Below are 17,274 nucleotides of genomic sequence, written 5' to 3' on the forward strand. Positions count from 1 at the left end.
AAGCCATGACGAGTTCGAAGATCGTCAGCAGTCAGGCCCGGATCGACGCACCGGTCTCCGTGCTGCGCGATCTGGTGGCCGACGCCGAGGGCTGGGTCCAGCTGCACCAGACCGCGGCGCACGCCGAATACCTGGAGCGCGGCGAGCACGAGGACGTGGTGCGGCAGTGGTCCGTCGCGGACGAACGCACCGCGCGCACCAGGGTGGTCCGGCGCCGGTTCGCTCCGGACGGGGGCGAGATCTCTTTCACTGTCGAGGAACCGGCGGGCGGCCCGGTCACCGGCGGCGGCTGGACCTTCGACGACTCCGGCCGGGGCGGCACCACCGTCACCATGCATCACGATCTCGGGCTGGGTACCGAGGCAGGCAACGGCGAAGCCGTCCAGCGGGTGCGCCAGGGAGGCGAGGCGTACCTGGCCACGCTGAAAGACGCCGCCGAGCGGCGGGAGGAACTGGCGGAGCTGACCGTTTCGTTCGAGGACCCGGTGTTCGTGTCCGGCTCGGTCAAGGACGTCTACGAGTATCTGTACGAGGCGGACAAATGGCCGCAGCGGATCCCGCACGTGACCCGGCTGGAGCTGGAGGAACCCGAGCCGGACATCCAGTTCTTCGACATGGACACCGTGAGCGCGGACGGCTCCCGGCACACCACCAGGTCCGTCCGGATCTGCCTTCCGCCGCATCTGATCGTCTACAAGCAGATCCGCACCCCGCCGCTGCTCACCGTCCACACCGGACACTGGAAATTCGCCGAGACGCCGGAAGGCGTGCTCGCCTCGGCCCGGCACACCGCGACGATCGACCCCGGACGGCTGCACGTGCTCGGCGAGGGCACCACGGTGCGGGACGCCCGCCGCTACCTGCGCCGCGTGCTCTCCGCCAACAGCGTCGGGAACCTGCGGCTGGCCAAGGAATTCGCCGAGCAGCGCGCCGGCGTGTGAGCCGGAGGAGCCATGACCGCGAGCGAGCTTTCCGCCATGGAACCCTTTCTCCCCGACTTCCAGCTCGATCCCTATCCCGCGCTGAAACGGATCCGCGACGCGGGCGGGATCGCCAAGGTGCCGCATCCGCTGCTGGACGAGATCTGGCTGGTCACCAGCTACGACCTCGTGCGGTCGGTGCTGACCGACCCGCTCTGGGTCAAACCGCTCGACGACGACGAGGTCGCTTCCTTCGACTCGGCCCCGCCCGACCACACGAGGCTGCGCGGCTTGGTGGGCAAGGCGTTCACCGGCCGCCGGGTGGAGGCGGCCAGGGCATGGGCCGAGCGGGTCACCGCGCAACGGCTGGCCGAGCTGGCCGCCCGGGACTCCGTCGACCTGGTCTCCGAGTTCGCCGACCTGATGCCGGTCGAGGTGATCTGCCATCTGTGCGGCATCCCGCGCGACCGGGCCGCCGAGCTCGGCGCGCAGATGCTGACCTTCCTGGATTTCGAGAATCTCGAACAGCACGAACAGACCTTCGCCGCCGCCGAGGGCTACGTCGCCGAGCTGATCGCCGCCAAGCGCGCCGATCCTGGCGACGACCTGGTGAGCGATCTCATCCGGGCCCGCGACGGCGGCGACCGGCTGTCCGAGGCGGAGCTGGTGCGGATCCTGATGGTGCTGCTGTCCAACGGCGCGGTGACCACCACCAACGTCATCGGCACCGGCGTGCACCACCTTCTCGAGAACCCCGATCAGCTCGACCTGCTCCGGAACCGGCCCGACCTGATCGGATCGGCGGTGGAGGAAATGCTCAGATTCGAGACGCCGCTGTCCGGCATCGCGTGGCTGGCCACCGCGGACACGGAGCTGGGCGGCGTGCGGATCGCCGAAGGGGAGCACGTGGGGGTCTCCTTGCAGGGCGCCAACCGCGACCCGAAGTGCTTTCCCGACCCGGACCGGTTCCTCGTCACCCGTTCGCCGAATCCGCACCTGTGCTTCTCGCACGGCATCCACCACTGCCTCGGTGCCGCCCTGGCCAGGATGGAACTGCAGGCTGCGATCGGCACTCTCGTCCGCGACTGGCCGGATCTGCGCCGGGCGGGAACTGCCGCGTGGCGCGGCGGATTCGCCATCCGCGGCCTGGTCGAATTGCCCGTGTGCCTCGGCGGGAAGCCGTGATTCCCGAGCAGCCGCTGCCGACTGAGCGGGAAGTGCTCGCGGGAGCGGCAGGCTACTCCCGGTTGACCCTCGCCTGGTACGACCTGTTCGTGCTCGGCCTCGTCTGCCCGGTGGTGTGGCGCTGCCACCGCCGGGAGATGCTCCGCTGGTACGACGAGAACGTCGGAGCGAGCCACCTGGATCTCGGTCCTGGCACGGGTTTCTTCCTCGACCGCTGCGCTTTTCCGGTCGCCCGGCCGAGCGTCACCCTGGTCGATCTGAACGATGCGGTGCTGCGCAAGGCCGCGGGCCGGGTGGCTCGGCTGCGGCCGGTCACCCGGCGCCGCGACGTCCTGCGGCCGCTCGACCTCGGCGGGGACCGGTTCGACTCGGCCGGGCTCAACTTCCTGCTGCACTGCTTGCCCGGCGGCATGCGGCACAAAGCCAGGGTATTCGACCACGTGCTGCCCTATCTGAAACCGGACGGCCGGGTCTTCGGCTGCACCGTGCTCGCGTCCGGCGTGGCACACGGCCGGTTCGCCCCGGCCGCGCTGCGCTCGCTCAACGAGGACGAGACGTTTCACAACTCCGACGATTCGCTCGAGGAGCTCGACCGCGAGCTGTCCGCCCGGTTCGGCCGGTACGAGCTCACCGCCTGCGGATCGGTCGGGTTCTTCCGGGCGGAGGCGGCCGGCCGGCGGCGATAGCCGTGCGGCGGCCCCGCGAGCAGGGCCTTGTTGACCGCGTCTATCCGCGAGACCGCGCCGAGCTTCGTGTAGGCGTTGTGCAGATGCCGTTTCACCGTGCCTTCGGCGATGTCCATGCGCATCGCGATCTGCCGGTTGCTCAGGCCTTCGGCGACTCGCGCCAGCACCTCGAGCTCCCGTGCGGACAACGGCTGTTCGATCCGCGGCGACGGGCGCGAGCCGCCGTCGGCCAGCACGCTGCGCACGACGTCGACGAGTTCGGCCAGGCCCGCGTCCTTGGTCAGGTACCCGCTGACGTTCAAGGCGAGAACCTCCTGCACGGAGCTGAGATCGGTGAGCGAGCTCAGCACGACCAGCCGGGACTGCGGAGCCAGGGCGTGCAGGGGCACGAGCCTGCTCGCGATCGCGCCGGCGTGGTCGACCGCGACGACGATCACCCGCGGCCGGGACTGCACCGCGATCCGCATGGCGAGCTGGTCGTCGCCGGTGTGCGCGGTGGCGGTCAGGCCCAGCTGGTGCTCCAGGACCTCGCACAGCGCCTCCCGGAGCAGCGGCTGCGCGTCCACCACCAGCACCGTGTCGCGAGCCAGTCCGTCGGCGCGGGCGGGATCGGGTCGCGATTCGGTGTGTCGTAGCACGATTCCACCCCCAAGATCGGCATCGAGCCGGCGCCCCCGCGCCGGTGTCACGCCCGCGCGCGACGGAGGGGCGGACCGGGCCCGGACCCAGCGCGGCCGGATCGCCACGGCCGTCCGGCGTTCTCGAATTGCCCGGGCAGCGCGTTCGCGATAAGCGCCCGCCGGGTCGGAATCGCATTTCGTCGGCCCTGGACGGTCCGTTCTCCGGAATTCACCTTCCCGGGTGCGCCCGGGCGGGCCGATTCGTGTTCTGCGCTGAATTCGAGGCCAGCCCGGCCGGATTCGAGCTTCCTTGAAGCAGCGCCGCCGTGTGCGTCGCAGACTAAGCGGCGTCTTCCGATTCCCCTCCGGCGGCGCTCGTCCGGGTGCGCTTTCATCAGGCGTTCTCCTGGGTCTTGCTGCGGTATCGGGCGAAACTCCGGGAAGAATGAAAATATCCGAATCGACTCTACACGTTTGTTCTTGGGTCTGACATGCCTTCTTGGTGATATGTCCTATATTCCCGGCTGCTTTTTTCCGGGCTCCCGCCGCGCCGCCGTCCTGTCCGCGACCCCCAGAGCTGCTCGAACCCATCTCGACGAGGCGTCCTTAGGCTGTTCGCCTGAGGTTGTCGTCGCGCGGGGCGCGAGGCCGCGGCTCCGGTGCTTCCCCTTCGGGCGTCCCCGGCGCCGATCCGGCGCGCACCCGTTCTCGCGCGCCTGCCTAAATCGAGGAGTGGTGAATGGAGAAGAAGAGACGTGCCCTGGTTTTCCTGGTTCAGCAGGGGGTCTGGGAAATGCCGCTCGAGTCGATGCCGCTCGCCTCTGGTTATCTCAAGGCCACTGCCGAGGCGGACGACCGGATCGCCGGTGAAACGGAAATCGTCATCCGCAACTTTCGCGGCGGGAAGACGCTTTCGGGAATGGCGAACACGCTCTTCTCGGGCCGCCCTCCGGACGTGCTCGCGTTCTCCGTGCTCGGGTGGAATTACCGCGCCTTCGGGGCGCTCGCGGAGACGTTCAAGCAGATCAATCCCGCAGGATGGGTGGTCTTCGGCGGAACGCACGTCGCCGAGCAGGCCGAGCGGGTCTTCCGGATGTTCCCCGAGGTGGACGTCGTGGTCAACGGCGAGGGTGAGTTCGCCTTCCGGGACCTGCTGCACGCCTACCTCGACCGGGTGCCGCGCACCGGTCTCGGCGCGGTGGAGGGGATTTCCTACCGCGATCCGGAAGGGAGCACGGTGACGACGCCCGCCCGCAAGCGGATCGCCGACCTCGACGAGATCCCGTCGCCGTTTCTCACCGGCGCTCTGGAGATGACCGACGAAGAGGGCCGCTTCCGCTATGACGTCGCGCTCATGGAAACGAATCGCGGCTGCCCGTACAAGTGCGCGTTCTGCTATTGGGGCGGCGCGATCGGGCAGAAGGTGCGCGCGTTCTCCCGGGAACGGCTCCGCGCCGAGCTGGAACACTTCGCGAAGCTGCGGGTCCATACGATCGTCCTGTGCGACGCGAACTTCGGGCTTCTCCCGATCGACGTGGAGTTCGTCGACGCGCTGATCGACGTTCGCGAGCAGTACGGTTTTCCGCGGGCGCTGGAAACCTCGTGGGCGAAGAACAAGTCCAAGACTTTCTACGAGATCGTCCGGAAGATGAAACAGGCCGACCTGCGCAGTTCGTTCACGCTCGCGCTGCAGACCCTCGACGAGGGCGCGCTGGAACGGATGAACCGGCGCAACATGAAAGTCAACGACTGGGAGGACCTGGCGGACTGGCTGGTCGGCGAAGGCTTCGACCTGTACGCCGAGCTCATCTGGGGCGCGCCGGGGGAGACGATCGAGTCGTTCATGGAGGGCTACGACAAGCTCGCCCGGCGCGTGTCGCGCATCGCCTGCTATCCGATGCTGCTGCTGCCGAACACCGACTACTCGGAGAAGAAAGAGGAGTTCGGCCTGATCACGGTCCGCGGCGACCACGACGACTTCGAGTACCTGCTCGCGAACGAGACGGTGTCGTTCCGCCAGAACCAGCAGATGCAGCGGTTCCTGTTCTGGGCGAGGGTGCTCGCCGAGATGGCGGTGCTGCGGCACACCTGGGCCGGACTGCGGGAATTCGGCGGCATCAGCCAGTCGGAGGCGCTGCGGAGCTTCGGCCGGTGGGTCGAAGAGACCGACGACCCCGCCGCTCCGCCGCTGCGCGCGGCCATGGAGAGCGCGATCGCCGGAACGGGCGATCTGGTGGCGGCGATCAGCTTCCTGTACACCGACCCGGCGGCCGAGAGCCTGCTGCGCCGCTGGTGGCGGGAGAGCGTGCGGAACCGGGTGCCGGCCGCGCGGGGGCCGGTGCTCGACGAGATTTTCGAGTACGACCTGCTGACCCGGCCGGTGTGCGAGCAGCGCGGAGGCGGCATGGCCGAGGACGGCGCACTCCCGGTAGTCGAAGTCCGGGGCGAGGATTACTACCTGCGCGCCGGGGTCGAACTACGGTACGACGTCCCTGGCATCATCGCGGCGGTCCGAGCGGGTGCCGAGCCGGACCTGCGAGCGCGTCCCGTGACCCTCGACTTGTACTACAAGACGGGCGCGGAGAGCGCGGTCAACTCGACCAACCACGAGACGATCGTGCATTTCATGGGGATGAGCAAAGCCGCCGTGCTGGCCAACGCCGCTGGTGGCGGCGAAGGGCGGGGAGACTCCGCCAGCCAGGCTGGCGATCGGCCAGAGAATGGAAACCCCGGCGAGCCATCGCATCCGGCCACGCCGTAGTACCGGTCGCCGGACGTCGGCCGGGCCAGTCCAGCGGCCGGTGCGCCTGGCTCAGCTGGCTTCGAGCTGCGATTTTCGTTGTTCCGGCAGCCAAGCCCGCATCATCTCGGCATACCGCGGCGATGCGGCCAGCAGTTCGTCGTGTCGGCCCAGCACCGTTTCCTGTCCGTCCATCAGCAGCACTCGGTGCGCCCGGACTGCCGACGACAGCCGGTGCGCGATCACGATCAGGGTGCCTCCCCGGGCGGCGAAGGCGCGTTCCGCGTGGACCTCCGCTGCTGGGTCCAAAGTGGACGTTGCCTCATCGAGCACGACGACTCCGGCTGGCGCGGCGTAGGCCCTCGCCAGTCCGAGGAGTTGGGCCTCCCCGGCGGAAATGCCCTCCGCGCCGGGGCCGAGTTCGGCGTCCAGGCCGCCTAGGCGGGCCAGCAGCGGGGCGGCGCCGACGGCTTCCGCGGCTGCGATCAGGCGGCGGTCGGAGGCTTCGGGGTGGAACAGGGACAGGTTTTCGCGCAGGGTTCCGGCGAAAAGGTAGGCCTGCTGCGGGACCAGCACGAGATGCCGAGGGCGGTCGGCCAGTTCGCTGGCGCGCACGCCGCCCAGCCGGACTTCGCCGTGCTGCGGGGTCAGCAGGCCGGTGAGCAGCGCGGCGAGGGTCGATTTCCCGATGCCGCTCGGGCCGACGACCGCCAGGTGTTCCCCGGGGCGCAGGTCGAGGTTCAGGCCGCGGACGACCGGTTCCGGCGCCGCGCCCCAGCGGAACGTCAGGTCGCGCACGGCGAGCCCGAGTCCGGCGGGGCTTTCGGTCGCCGGGCGGCTTTCGGGCGGGGCGGTGGTTTCGGCGAGCCGGCGCAGTGCGACGAGCAACCGGAGGACGACCGTCGACGCGGTGGCGGCGAGTCCGCGCAGCGCGGGTTGCAAGGTCGTGGCGAGGTAGACGAGCGCCCCCAGCGCGGCCCCCGCGGTCAGCTCGCCGCGGGCGACCATCGCCGGTGCGAGGGCGAGCGCTAGCACCAGCGGGACGAACCCGCCGAGCGCCACGATCACCGACCGCAGCGCCGCCGACCTGGCGACCCGTACCGCAGCCGCGGCTTGCCGGTCCACCGCGTCGTCGGCCGTCAGCGCGGCGACCGGTTCGGCTCCGCACGCGACGACGTCGCGCATCCCGGCGAAGATCGAGCCCGTGGCGGCTGCCGTTCCTTCGTCCGCCAGAGTGAGCGCGCGTTGCCGCCGGGCGAGCGAGGGCAGCAGCGCGGCGAACCCGGCCAGCGCGAGCACCACCGGCACCACGACCGGCAACGCCAGCGACCCCGCGACGGTCACCAGCCCGGCCACCGCCGCCGCCGTGGTGACGAGCATGCCGCGGGCCTGGACGAGGAGCCCGCCAGTAGCGTCGCGCACGACCTCGACATGCTGGGTGATCCGCGCGACGCCGCGCGCGTCCGGCCCACTCCGCGGCGGCGCGGGATCATGCAGCACCCCACGCACGACGGCAGTCACCAGCGCGTCCCGCAACGGCTCGACAACCTTGCCCAGCTGCCGCCACACCAGCCGCGACCCGAACGCGCCCCCGAGCGCGGCGAGCCCGAACACCCCGAGCCACCCGAGGCCGACCCCGGGCTTGCCCGCCGCGAACCCGCTGTTGACGGCCAGTTCGACGAGCCGCCCGGAGAAGAACGCGGGCAGTCCTTCGAGGACAGAGCAGGCCAGGAGAACCAGCCCGCCGCGCCATTGCCCGGCAAGGGCGCTCCAGTAGAGGCGGCCGACACTCATGGCCGCTCCGTGCGGGCGGTGCGGTGGCGTGCGTGGGTTGGTTGTGCGGTGAGGTCGGTGCGCCGTGGCGCGGGGTTCGTTTCTGGAGTGTGCTGCGGCAGCGTGGGCGTGGTGTGGTTGCGTGCGTGGGTTAGTTGCGCGGTGAGGTTGGTGCGTGGTCGCGCGGGGGTTGGTTGTGGAGTGTGCTGCGGCAGCGCTGACGTGGTGCGGTGGCGTGCGTGAGTGGGTTGCGCGGTGAGGTCGGTGCGCTGTCGCGCGGGGTTCGTTTTGGGTGTGTGCTGCGGCGGCGCGGTGCGGTCGCGAACGTGGCTTGGCTGCGCGGGATTCGTTTCTGAAGTGCCACTCAGCAGCGTGGACGCGGTGAGTGTTGCGGGCGCGGATGATCCTGGGGGAGCGGTGTACTGCGGTCCGCCATTCGCGGTCGCGCCGTGGGCGTTCCGCCACTGCACCCCGCTCACGTTTCCTCCGTGAACACCGCGCGATACCCCGGCATCTGCCACAACCGCGCATGCGGCCCAACCGCCCGGACTTGCCCCGCCGCCAGCCATATCACCACATCTGCCCGTGCGGCCATCGCGGCCCGGTGTGTCACGACTACCCTCGTCCGGCGGCCCAATTCCGCTGTCACGGCGCGTTCGGTGATCGTGTCCAGGCTGGCGGTGGCGTCGTCGAGCAGGAGCACCCGCGGGTTCCGCGCGAGCGCCCGCGCGAGGCCCACCCGGGCGCTTTCCCCGCCGGATAGCGGAGTTTCGGCTAGCGGAGTGTCGTAACCGCGCGGCAAGCGCACGAGGATGTCGTGAATGCGGGCAGTCCGGCAAGCCGCATCGACCGCCGGGACGCTCGCCCACGAGCCATAAGCGACAGCATCGGCGACAGTGGTGCCGAGCAGCGCGGGTTCGGCGGCGGCATACCCGACGACGGCTCGAAGCTCCTCTGGACGCAGTACGGCGAGGTCGCGGTCGTCTAGCAGCACCTGTCCGGCGTCGGGGCGGCGAAGACCGGCCAGCAGGGAGACCACAATGGACTTTCCTGAGCCGGAACTTCCTACTATCGCGGCGAAACAGCCACCCGGGATGGTGAGGTCTACGTCGGCTAGTGCGCCGTGCACGGTGGCGCTGCGGAGTTCCAGGGTGCCGTTTCCGGGCAGCAGTCCGAGAGTGCCGCGCGGCGGGGGTTCGGTGTCGAGGACTTCGGTGATCCGGAGCGCGGCCGAGCGGATCCGGGAAAGGGTGGTGAGCAATGGAATCTGCGTGACCAGACCGAGTCCGAGCGCGACGTAGCCCAGGGCGGCGAGCACGTCTCCGGCGCTCAAGCGTCCGTCCAGGACACCGAAACCGGCGGCGGCGAGGGTGACGATTTCCACCGTGGGGAGCAGGAGGCCGGCTCGCCACACCATCCGCGCTTGGGTGCGCCACATGCCCTGGCCGGCGAGGTTCAGCCGCGGCAGCGGGCGCAGCACCCGGGCGGCTTCGGCGTCGGCGGTGCCGGACGCGGCGATCGTTCGCAGGCCGGCGACGGCGTCGAGCAGCCGGGCGGACAGTTCCCCGGAAACCCGTTGGTAGGCAAGCACATCCTTTGCCGTTCCGCGCAGGTGCGAGCGCGCCAGCAGCAAGGCGAAGGGGAGGCTGCCGAGGAAGACCAGGGCGAGCCGCCAGTCCAAGAGCGCGAGCAGGACTATCGCGCCCGAGGACATGAGCCCGGTCGCGGCCAGCTGCACCACGACCGCGGCGATGCCTCCGGCGGCGGCGCAATCGCCGCTCACCCGGCTGACCGCGTCGCCCGGGGCGAACGGCGAGCCGGTGCCTAAGGCGAGCACGCGGTCGGTTACCCGGCGGCGCAGCCAGGCGCTTGCGTTGCTGGTCAGGCGGGCGGGAAGGACCACGATGACGGCGTCCGCGGCGATCTCCGCCGCGCCTACGGCGAGCAGCCACACCACCGCGCCGGTGCTGCTTCGGCCGCTGAGCACCGCGTCGGTGGCGGCGGCGAGGGCACCGGGCAGCAGCAGTCCGGCGCCGGCGGAGATCAGTGACGCCACGATCAGCGCGGCGAACCGGGGACGGTCCAGGCGGGCGACCGAGGTCAGGAGGCGATCGGCGGCTCCGGCCATGTCGCTCCCTTCGCGTGGTGGTCGGCGAGTTGAGATCGGCGGGTGGCGTCGGTGCCGGCAGCGAGCGTGGCGTCGGCGGAAGGCGAGGACTGGACGACAACCGAACGCACCGGAAGCCTCGCCGTGCCCGCCGACCCCCGGCAGTCGCCTCGCGGCGCTCGCCGTTTCCCGGCGGTTGCCTCGCCGCGTCCGTCGACCCTCGGCGGTTGCCTGGCCGCGCCCGTTGACCCTCGGCGGTTGCCTGGCCGCGCCCGTCGGTCCCCGGCAGCTGCCTCGCCGCGACCGCGACGAACAGTCAGTGCAGAATGAACGGGGCGGGAACGGCGCACTTGTCCTGCGCCGTTCCCGCCCTGCCCGCGCGGTCAGTAGCAGAGAAGCAGGCTGAGCGTGCTCTCGCCGCACCATGCGCTGTAGTGGCTGTGGCCGTGGTGGTCCAGTCCCTGGCCTTCGAGGGCTTCGGGGGCCTCCAACGCCTGCAGCTCCAGGACGTGTTCCATGGGTGTTCCCTTCTCTCGGGGTCCGCCGGCGCTCATCGGCCGGAGGTGTGCGGGGACGGTGCGGAGCCCAGGAAGGGCAGCAGTTCCGCGCCGTCCAGTAGTGCGGCGAGCGTGCGGAGGACCCCCGCGCTGCCGGTGCTGACGTCGGTCGACAGGCGAAGCAGCTGGTTGCCGGGGAAAGCCAGCCCGCCGTGGTACGGGACGCCGTGCCACGACAGCCGCGCCAGGTGCAGGTCGATGGCTTCGCGGTCCGGCTCGTCGGCGAAGGACAGCGCGGCGGCGAGCCCGCACCGGCCGTAGAGCAGGCCCGGGTGGATCACGAACTCCCCGCGGCACGCGGCCCGCAGCCCGGGCAGGCTCTGGGCGGCGGCCGAGTCCGGCAGGCTCCGGGCGACCTGTTCGGCGACCAGCAGGATTCCGGCGCTCCCGATCGCGGCGTAGGGGAGCAGGCGCAGGGTGCCGTCGCGGACCTGCAGCGATCCGTCGGACGCGGCGGTGCATTCCTCCAGGTCGCGGGCCAGCACCCGGTCGGCGAGCGTGAGCCACGACGGTTCGCCGGTGTGCTCGTACAGGCGCAGGAACAGCAGCGCGGGCCCGGACCAGCCGCTGAGCAGTCCGGCCCTGGCGAAGCGGCCGGGCGGGTCGGCGGTCTCGAACGCGGTCGCGAGCTTGAGGGCGATGTCCAGCGCCTGGCGGCCGAATTCGTTGTCGCCGCGAGTCGTCGCGAAATGCAGACGGGTGAGGCCGATTCCGGCGAGCCCGCTTTCCAGGCCATGGTCGGTGGTCTGGTTGACCAGCGACTGCGACGCGGACAGCAGCTCGTCGGCTTCTGCCGTGTAGCCGAATTCCTCGAGGACGTACGCGATGCCGTGGCTGCCGTCGAAGAATCCGGGCCGCGAGGGCGGTTGCCGCCGGGCGGCCGCCAGCAGCCACTGTTCGTATTCCGGAAAACGGCCGGCTCCGGCGACGTGCAGCGAGTGCAGCACGCCCGCGGCGCCGACGCCGAACCCCGCGCCGCCGGAGCGGAACTGCTCGATGTCGCCGGGGAACAGCCGGTCGGTCCGCTCTGGCGTGGCACTCGCGAGGATGGCTTCCGCGATCTGCTTGCGGACCAGCGCCCAGTCCAGCCGCGGCTCGTCCAGCGCGGTGTGGGTCGCGGGCCGGTCGGTGCGCGGGGCGAGCACGGAGACCACGCGGTCGGCGTACCCGTCCGGCAGGTCGAACCGCTGCTGGGCGAAGTCGGCGAGCCCGCGCAGTTTGCCCGGTGCGAGTTCGAGCAGCATCACCAGCGGAAGGAAGAGCCACAGCCGCAGCGCGGCCAAGGCGTGCTCGTCGATCTCGAAACCGTGCCGGTCGGCCGGCGCGCGGAAGCCGGGCGCACCCAGCCCCGGCCGGTCGCCGGAATCGGCGTCGACGGCCAGTTCGAAGTCGATCAGCGACACCCGGTCCTGCTCGTCCACCAGGATGTTCTTGCCGTGCAGGTCGCCGAACACGATCCCGTGCCGGTGGATGTCCGCGACGATGCGTTCGACCTGGGCGAGCACCGCCAGCGCGCGATCGCGGAAGGACTCGAGACCGTCTTCGCCCCGGGTGCCGCTGGTGAGCGGGTAATGCCGGGCGAGCCAGCTGCTCAGCGTGCTGCCGGGCAGGTGCTCCATCGCCAGGTAATGGTGCTCCCACACGGTGAACTGCTCGTACACGCGCGGGACGCCCGGGACGTCCGCCAGCCTTTCGAGCACCTCGCGCTCGTGGTTCAGCCGGGCGACCGCGTCGGCGCCGTCGCGGTCCAGCCCGGCGTGCGGCCGGGCCTCCTTCAGCACGACGGTCTTCCGGTCGACCCCTCGTTCGGCCAGATAAACGCCGCCGCCGTTGGAAAAGTGCAGGGAACCGGTCACCCGGTACGGGAATTCGGCTCCGCTCTTGCGCGCGGCCAGGCTGTCGGACAAACAGGACGGAATCGGCGCCCATTCCGGCACGGAAAAGGACGGTTCCCGCCGGTCGGGCACGAGCGTGCCATCCGGACGGCGGATTGCCAGCACCCTCGTTCCGGCGTGTTCGGTCCACTGTTCGGCGAATCCGCCGTATCGGACGTAAAGCGGGCCTTCGCGGTAGCGCAGATCGCTCAGAATATACGCACCGTGCTCGCCTTCTAGCTCGGCGGAAAGGTCGGACAGTATCGTCGCGAGCGCGTCTTCGGAGTGCGGGTAAATCGTGATCAGCTTGCCGCTTCCTTCGCGGGGCGCGTATTTCGAATTGCGGCTGAGCAGGGTCGCCCGGGAGCCCAGATGCTTGTACGCGACCTGATGCTCCACACAGTACCGGTGCACCCGGGACAGTACGCCGGCCGCGTTGTCCAGACCGGCGGAGACGTGGATTTTCCAGCCCTGGGCGGGAAGTTTCCGCCCGGCCGGGCGCAGCGACCGCCAGATCCCGTGCGTCTCGTCCGTCCACCCGGGCCCCGGCAACGGCAGTCCCGCGGCCAGGTCGCCTGCCGCGCCCGGGGATTCCCGCGGTTCGTCGAAGAACAGCGGATCGGCGAAGCAGAAAGCCTCGTACCGGACGTCCATGAAAACGAGCCCTTCCCTTTTCCTGAGGAAAACCGGGCGACTTCGATGTCGGACGGTGACACCATTCCCGCACGAGGGGGGTGCCCCGGCCAATCCGCCAACCCGGGGGTTCGAGGCTCCTCGTCAGGGTGACGGACGCGGGTTCGGGCCGCGAAAACCGGGACTGCGCGTGAGTCATCCCTACCCGATCGGGGTGTAACGAAGACGTTTCCCGGCGACTCGCCCAGGTCGGCGCGGAAAGAGCGGGAGAAATTGGCGGAAGGTCATCAACCCGTTCCGGTGACCCGGCTTCCGCCCGTCGTCCGGCGCGAACCCGGTGCGGATTGGGCCATTCGGGGTGGCGGCGGCGCATTCGCGTCGGGAATGTGCCGCATTCGTTACCGGAGAAGGGGGATCCGCGCGATTCTCGCCCCGCCCAGCGCGCGGTGAAGGACTCCTTGAGGGAATCAGATTCCCTCAAGGAGTCCTTCACGGCGTTTCCGGCCCGCGTTCCTGGCCGCGCGGGCGGAACCTCGGCAATCCCGGGCTCGCGGATCGGCCGTCCGTGAGGGGAACCCTCATGGCTTTCCCGGCCGCGCCTCGCCCAAGCTCCCTACCCGGCCAGCGCCTTCCCCGAACACACCAGGCTTTCCAGCAACTCCACCGCCCGCCGCGCAGCCGGGTGCTCCGCGATCGGCTTCTTCACCGCCAGGCTGAGATGCCGCACCGGCGCGGGAGAAGCCAGCGCCACGGTGGTGAGCCCGTCCGGCAGTTCGCCGATGCCGAGCTCCGGCACCACCGTCAGCCCGATTCCCGTTGCCACGAAAGACATCGCGGTGCGGTAGTCGTGCGTCTCGACGACGAAACTCGGCGAGAACCCGGCTTGCGTGCAGGCGTTGAGCAGCACCTGCCGGCACGGGCCTTCGCGCAGGTCGTTGTCGACCCAATGCCGTTCGGCGAGCGCGGCCAGCGGTACCTCCGGCAGTCCGGCGAGCGGGTCGTCCCTGCGGACGACCGCCAGGTACGGGTCCTCGGCCAGCCGGTGCACGACGACCGACCCGGGATGTTCGGCCCCGGTTTCCTCCACGAAGATGTCGATGTCCGGGTCGCCCGGGGTGAACTCGGTCAGCATCAGGTCCAGCCGCAGGCCGGGGAATTCGGTGCGCAGCGCGGCGACGGTCGGGGCCAGCCAGGTCGAGCCTGCCGAGCCGAAGTAGCCGATCGACAGGCGGCCGACGCGTCCGGCGCGCAGTTCGCTCACCACCTGCTCGACCCGGCTGAACGCCTCGAACAGCGTCTCGGCCTCCGCGGCGAGGGTGCGCCCGGCCTCGGTGGGCTCGATGCCGCGGCCGGACCGTTCGAACAGCTGCAGCCCGGTCTCCCGTTGCAGCGTGGTGATTTGCTGGCTCACCGCGGACGGCGTGTAGCCGAGCGCGGCGGCGCTCGCGCGGATCGATCCTGACGCGACGACTGCGCGCAGCACGCGGAGCCGGGGAATGTCCAGCATGCGGCGAATGTACAGCACTCCTTAACGGAGGTACAGAACTCATCGCTTGTGCTGTACAGCTGACCGAGGCGACGATGGCCTGGTGACCGATCTCGTGGAAACCGTCCCGCCCGCCGGCAAGACCGACCTCGGCAAGATCGCGGCCGCCGCCGGGCTCGCCGTCGTGCTGTGGGCTTCGTCGTTCGTCGCTATCCGCAGCGTTGGGCACGCGCTGTCCCCGGCCCCGCTGGCGTTGCTGCGGCTCGCCGTCGCAGCCGTCACCCTGACCGTGTTCGCCGTGGCCAAGGGCGCGGTTCGCGTCCGGCTGTCGCGCAAGGCGTTCCTGCTGGTCGCGGCCTACGCCGTGCTGTGGCTGGCCGCATACACCGTCGTCCTCAACGCGGGGGAGCGGCACGTCGACGCCGGGACCGCGGCGCTGCTGGTGAACCTGGCACCGCTGATGGTCGCCGTCGCGGCGGGGAAGTTCCTCGGCGAAGGCTTCTCGCGCTCGCTCGTCATCGGCTCGCTGGTCGCGCTGGGCGGGGCCGCGCTGATCGCGACCGGAGCCACCGGAAGCAACGACTGGGCTGGCGTGCTGCTGTGCTTGCTGGCCGCCGTGCTCTACGCCGCCGGGGTCATGGTCCAGAAGATCACGTTGCGCCACGTCGACGGGCTGACCGCGATCTGGCTCGGCTGCGTCGTCGGCACCGTGGTCCTGCTGCCGTGGGCACCGCAGCTGGTCGGCGAACTGCAGGTGGCACCGGCCGGCGCGGTGCTCGGCAGCGTCTACTTGGGAGTGTTCCCGACCGCGGTCGGCTTCACCGCGTGGGCGTACGCGCTGCGCCGCACGGACGCGGGTCGGCTGACGATGGTGACCTACGCCGTGCCCGCGGTGGCCGTACTGCTGTCCTGGCTGCTGCTCGCCGAAACCCCGACCGCGTACGGACTCGTCGGAGGCGTGCTCTGCCTGGCCGGCGTGGCGATCTCCCGCCGTCGTTAACGGCGTCCCCACCCCGACACGAGGGGATAGGACGACACGGTGAACCGCGGATCGGCGAGCACCCGGCGGAACTGCTCGATGTCCGCCGGCGGCACGCCGTCCGCGGCCAGCTTTTCGGCCAGCTCCACCGAATTCGCCGCCAGTAACCGGATTTCCGGCCCGCCGCCCGGCCACCGGGTCGTGACCCGCGCGCTGCCGACCTCGCGCAACCCGGCCCCGGCGAGCACCTCCGGCAGCTGCCCGGCCCATTCGACGTCGCTGCCCGCTCGTTCGAGCAGGTCCAGGATCCGGCCTTGTACGGAACGGAAAACCGTCGCGCTGGTCTCATCGGGCGTTGCGAGCACGGTTTGCCCGCGCGGCTCGATTTCTTCGAGGACCAGCCAACCGCCGGGAGCGAGCGCGCCGGCGAGTTTCGCGACCAGTTCGTCCCGTTCCGGGAAGTGGATCAGCACCAGGCGGGCGTGGATCAGGTCGAATTTCCGGTCCGGGACCGGCTCCGCGCGGACGTCGTGGCGCACCGCCGAAGCGTTCGCGGGAAGGTCGGCGAGCAGCCGGGTGTCGAGGTCGGTGGCCAGCACGTGCCCGTCCGGACCGGCCTGCCTGGCCAGCCACCGGGCGACCGACCCGCCGCCCGCGCCGATTTCCCAGCAGGACCATCCCGCGCCGACGCCGAGTTTCCCCAGGTGCTCGAACGTCGTCCGGTCGTAGCTGGCTTCCAGTGCGGACATCCGGTCGCTCGCCGGGGCGCTCGCGTTGTCGAACGGGTACTCGTCGGCCATTCCGCCACCCTGCCAGCATCCGCGCGGCGGCGCTGGCAGGATGACGGAAGTCTCAGCAGGTTTCGCGGACGTAGCCGGATTCGCCCTTCGGCGTGACGTCCCGGTCGCGCCGGACGACGCTCAGGCTGCTGCCCCACTTGGCGCACGCGTTGTGCAAACCGTCCGAGGTGTATTCGATGACGATCACGTGGTCGCCGAAATACTGGGTGTATTCCTCGCAATTGTCCTGCTCGCCGCATTCCTCGGCGACGGCGAAGTCCAGCCCGTTGTCCGTCCGCGACGAGGACAGTTCCGAGGTGTTCTTCTGGGCGATCGCCAGGCCTTTCCCGTGCGCGCGCGAGGAAAGCAGCTTGACGAGGTCCTGTGCGTTCCGCGCGCTGAGCAGGCCTTGGGACCGGGTGAAGCTGTCGTAGTTGTCCGGCTCGATCGCCTGGTAGCCCTTGCCGGCGCACTCGTCGATCCACCCGCCGACCTTGTCCGCGATCCGGCTCCGCTTGTCCGCGGTGCGCAGGTCGAGCAGCGCCTCGTTCCAGTCGGGATCCATGACGACGTCGCCGTTGCCGTCGCGCAGGACCAGGTCGCCCCATTCGCCCTCGGCGCCGGGCTGGGCCTGGAAAGCGTTGACGTAGCAGATGTTGTACACCCCGGCGGCGGCCGGGGCGCTGTGGTCGCGGCTGACCGCCTGGACGCCCGACGGCGGCGTGTACGGACCGCCGATCTGATAGTCGAACCCGGCATGCGGAGCGGGCAGCGTGACGCTGTGCGGCGCGGGCAGCGGCGCGCTCTCCGCCGGGCCGGCGGCCCCGAGCGCGCACGCCGAACTGCCGACGAGCAGTGCGGCCGCCGCGGTTCCCCGAGAAATCCGACCAGGAAGCGAATGCATCTGGTGACTCCAGCGATGGTGAGTACGGCCC

12 protein-coding genes and 1 pseudogene are annotated in these 17,274 nt (G+C 70.5%); 5 read left to right on the plus strand and 8 right to left on the minus strand.

The features are described from left to right. The first annotated feature begins 5 nt into the window (after positions 1 to 5). Genes WA670_RS28640 through WA670_RS45225 form a run of 3 tightly spaced genes read left to right on the plus strand, consistent with a single transcriptional unit; the run spans position 6 to position 2,791 of the window. A complete protein-coding gene (locus tag WA670_RS28640) occupies positions 6 to 941 on the plus strand; it encodes an SRPBCC family protein (RefSeq protein WP_336159396.1) in 936 nt (311 codons plus the stop codon). A 12-nt stretch (positions 942 to 953) separates the two neighbouring features. After that, on the plus strand, positions 954 to 2,105 hold the full coding sequence (locus tag WA670_RS28645) for a cytochrome P450 family protein (RefSeq protein WP_336159397.1): 1,152 nt from the start codon (positions 954 to 956) through the stop codon (positions 2,103 to 2,105). Beyond that, complete coding sequence (locus tag WA670_RS45225; RefSeq protein WP_442893133.1) at positions 2,084 to 2,791, plus strand: class I SAM-dependent methyltransferase; 708 nt, start codon at positions 2,084 to 2,086, stop codon at positions 2,789 to 2,791. Before WA670_RS28645 ends, WA670_RS45225 begins: the two co-directional genes overlap by 22 nt. A 38-nt stretch (positions 2,792 to 2,829) precedes the next feature. Here the strand turns inward: WA670_RS45225 and WA670_RS45230 are convergent. Continuing rightward, positions 2,830 to 4,002 (minus strand): annotated as a pseudogene (locus WA670_RS45230) (LuxR C-terminal-related transcriptional regulator); the annotation flags it as partial. A 148-nt stretch (positions 4,003 to 4,150) separates the two neighbouring features. Here WA670_RS45230 and WA670_RS28660 point away from each other — a divergent pair. Continuing rightward, on the plus strand, positions 4,151 to 6,172 hold the full coding sequence (locus WA670_RS28660) for a KedN5 family methylcobalamin-dependent radical SAM C-methyltransferase (protein WP_336159399.1): 2,022 nt from the start codon (positions 4,151 to 4,153) through the stop codon (positions 6,170 to 6,172). Positions 6,173 to 6,223: 51 nt separating this feature from the next. Here the strand turns inward: WA670_RS28660 and WA670_RS28665 are convergent, their stop codons facing one another. From WA670_RS28665 to WA670_RS28685, 5 genes are all read right to left on the minus strand, one after another. After that, entirely contained in the window at positions 6,224 to 7,945 is a 1,722-nt protein-coding gene (locus WA670_RS28665) for an ABC transporter ATP-binding protein (protein WP_336159400.1), read from the minus strand. 454 nt (positions 7,946 to 8,399) lie between these two features. After that, positions 8,400 to 10,052 (minus strand): ABC transporter ATP-binding protein, encoded by a 1,653-nt coding sequence (locus WA670_RS28670; protein ID WP_336159401.1) that lies wholly within the window; start codon positions 10,050 to 10,052, stop codon positions 8,400 to 8,402. 362 nt (positions 10,053 to 10,414) lie between these two features. Next, entirely contained in the window at positions 10,415 to 10,549 is a 135-nt protein-coding gene (locus WA670_RS28675; RefSeq protein ID WP_158691391.1) for a class III lanthipeptide, read from the minus strand. A gap of 32 nt (positions 10,550 to 10,581) precedes the next feature. Beyond that, on the minus strand, positions 10,582 to 13,116 hold the full coding sequence (lanKC, locus tag WA670_RS28680; protein WP_336159402.1) for a class III lanthionine synthetase LanKC: 2,535 nt from the start codon (positions 13,114 to 13,116) through the stop codon (positions 10,582 to 10,584). Between the two features lie 592 nt (positions 13,117 to 13,708). Then, the gene (locus WA670_RS28685) at positions 13,709 to 14,602 is read right to left on the minus strand and encodes a LysR family transcriptional regulator (protein ID WP_037813014.1); all 894 of its coding nucleotides are present in this window, start codon (positions 14,600 to 14,602) and stop codon (positions 13,709 to 13,711) included. Between the two features lie 82 nt (positions 14,603 to 14,684). Between WA670_RS28685 and WA670_RS28690 the strand changes: the two genes are divergently transcribed. Then, a complete protein-coding gene (locus WA670_RS28690) occupies positions 14,685 to 15,581 on the plus strand; it encodes a DMT family transporter (RefSeq protein WP_336159403.1) in 897 nt (298 codons plus the stop codon). On the opposite strand, the gene WA670_RS28695 is transcribed toward WA670_RS28690, so the two are convergent. Continuing rightward, positions 15,578 to 16,360, minus strand: coding sequence for a class I SAM-dependent methyltransferase (locus WA670_RS28695; protein WP_336159404.1), 783 nt, complete (start codon positions 16,358 to 16,360; stop codon positions 15,578 to 15,580). The two genes, WA670_RS28690 and WA670_RS28695, sit on opposite strands and share 4 nt — an antisense overlap. A gap of 52 nt (positions 16,361 to 16,412) precedes the next feature. Beyond that, the gene (locus WA670_RS28700) at positions 16,413 to 17,243 is read right to left on the minus strand and encodes an endo alpha-1,4 polygalactosaminidase (protein WP_336159405.1); all 831 of its coding nucleotides are present in this window, start codon (positions 17,241 to 17,243) and stop codon (positions 16,413 to 16,415) included. Positions 17,244 to 17,274 lie beyond the last annotated feature (31 nt).

This window comes from Amycolatopsis sp. VC5-11 (assembly GCF_037034185.1).
GTDB classification, from domain to species: domain Bacteria; phylum Actinomycetota; class Actinomycetes; order Mycobacteriales; family Pseudonocardiaceae; genus Amycolatopsis; species Amycolatopsis nivea.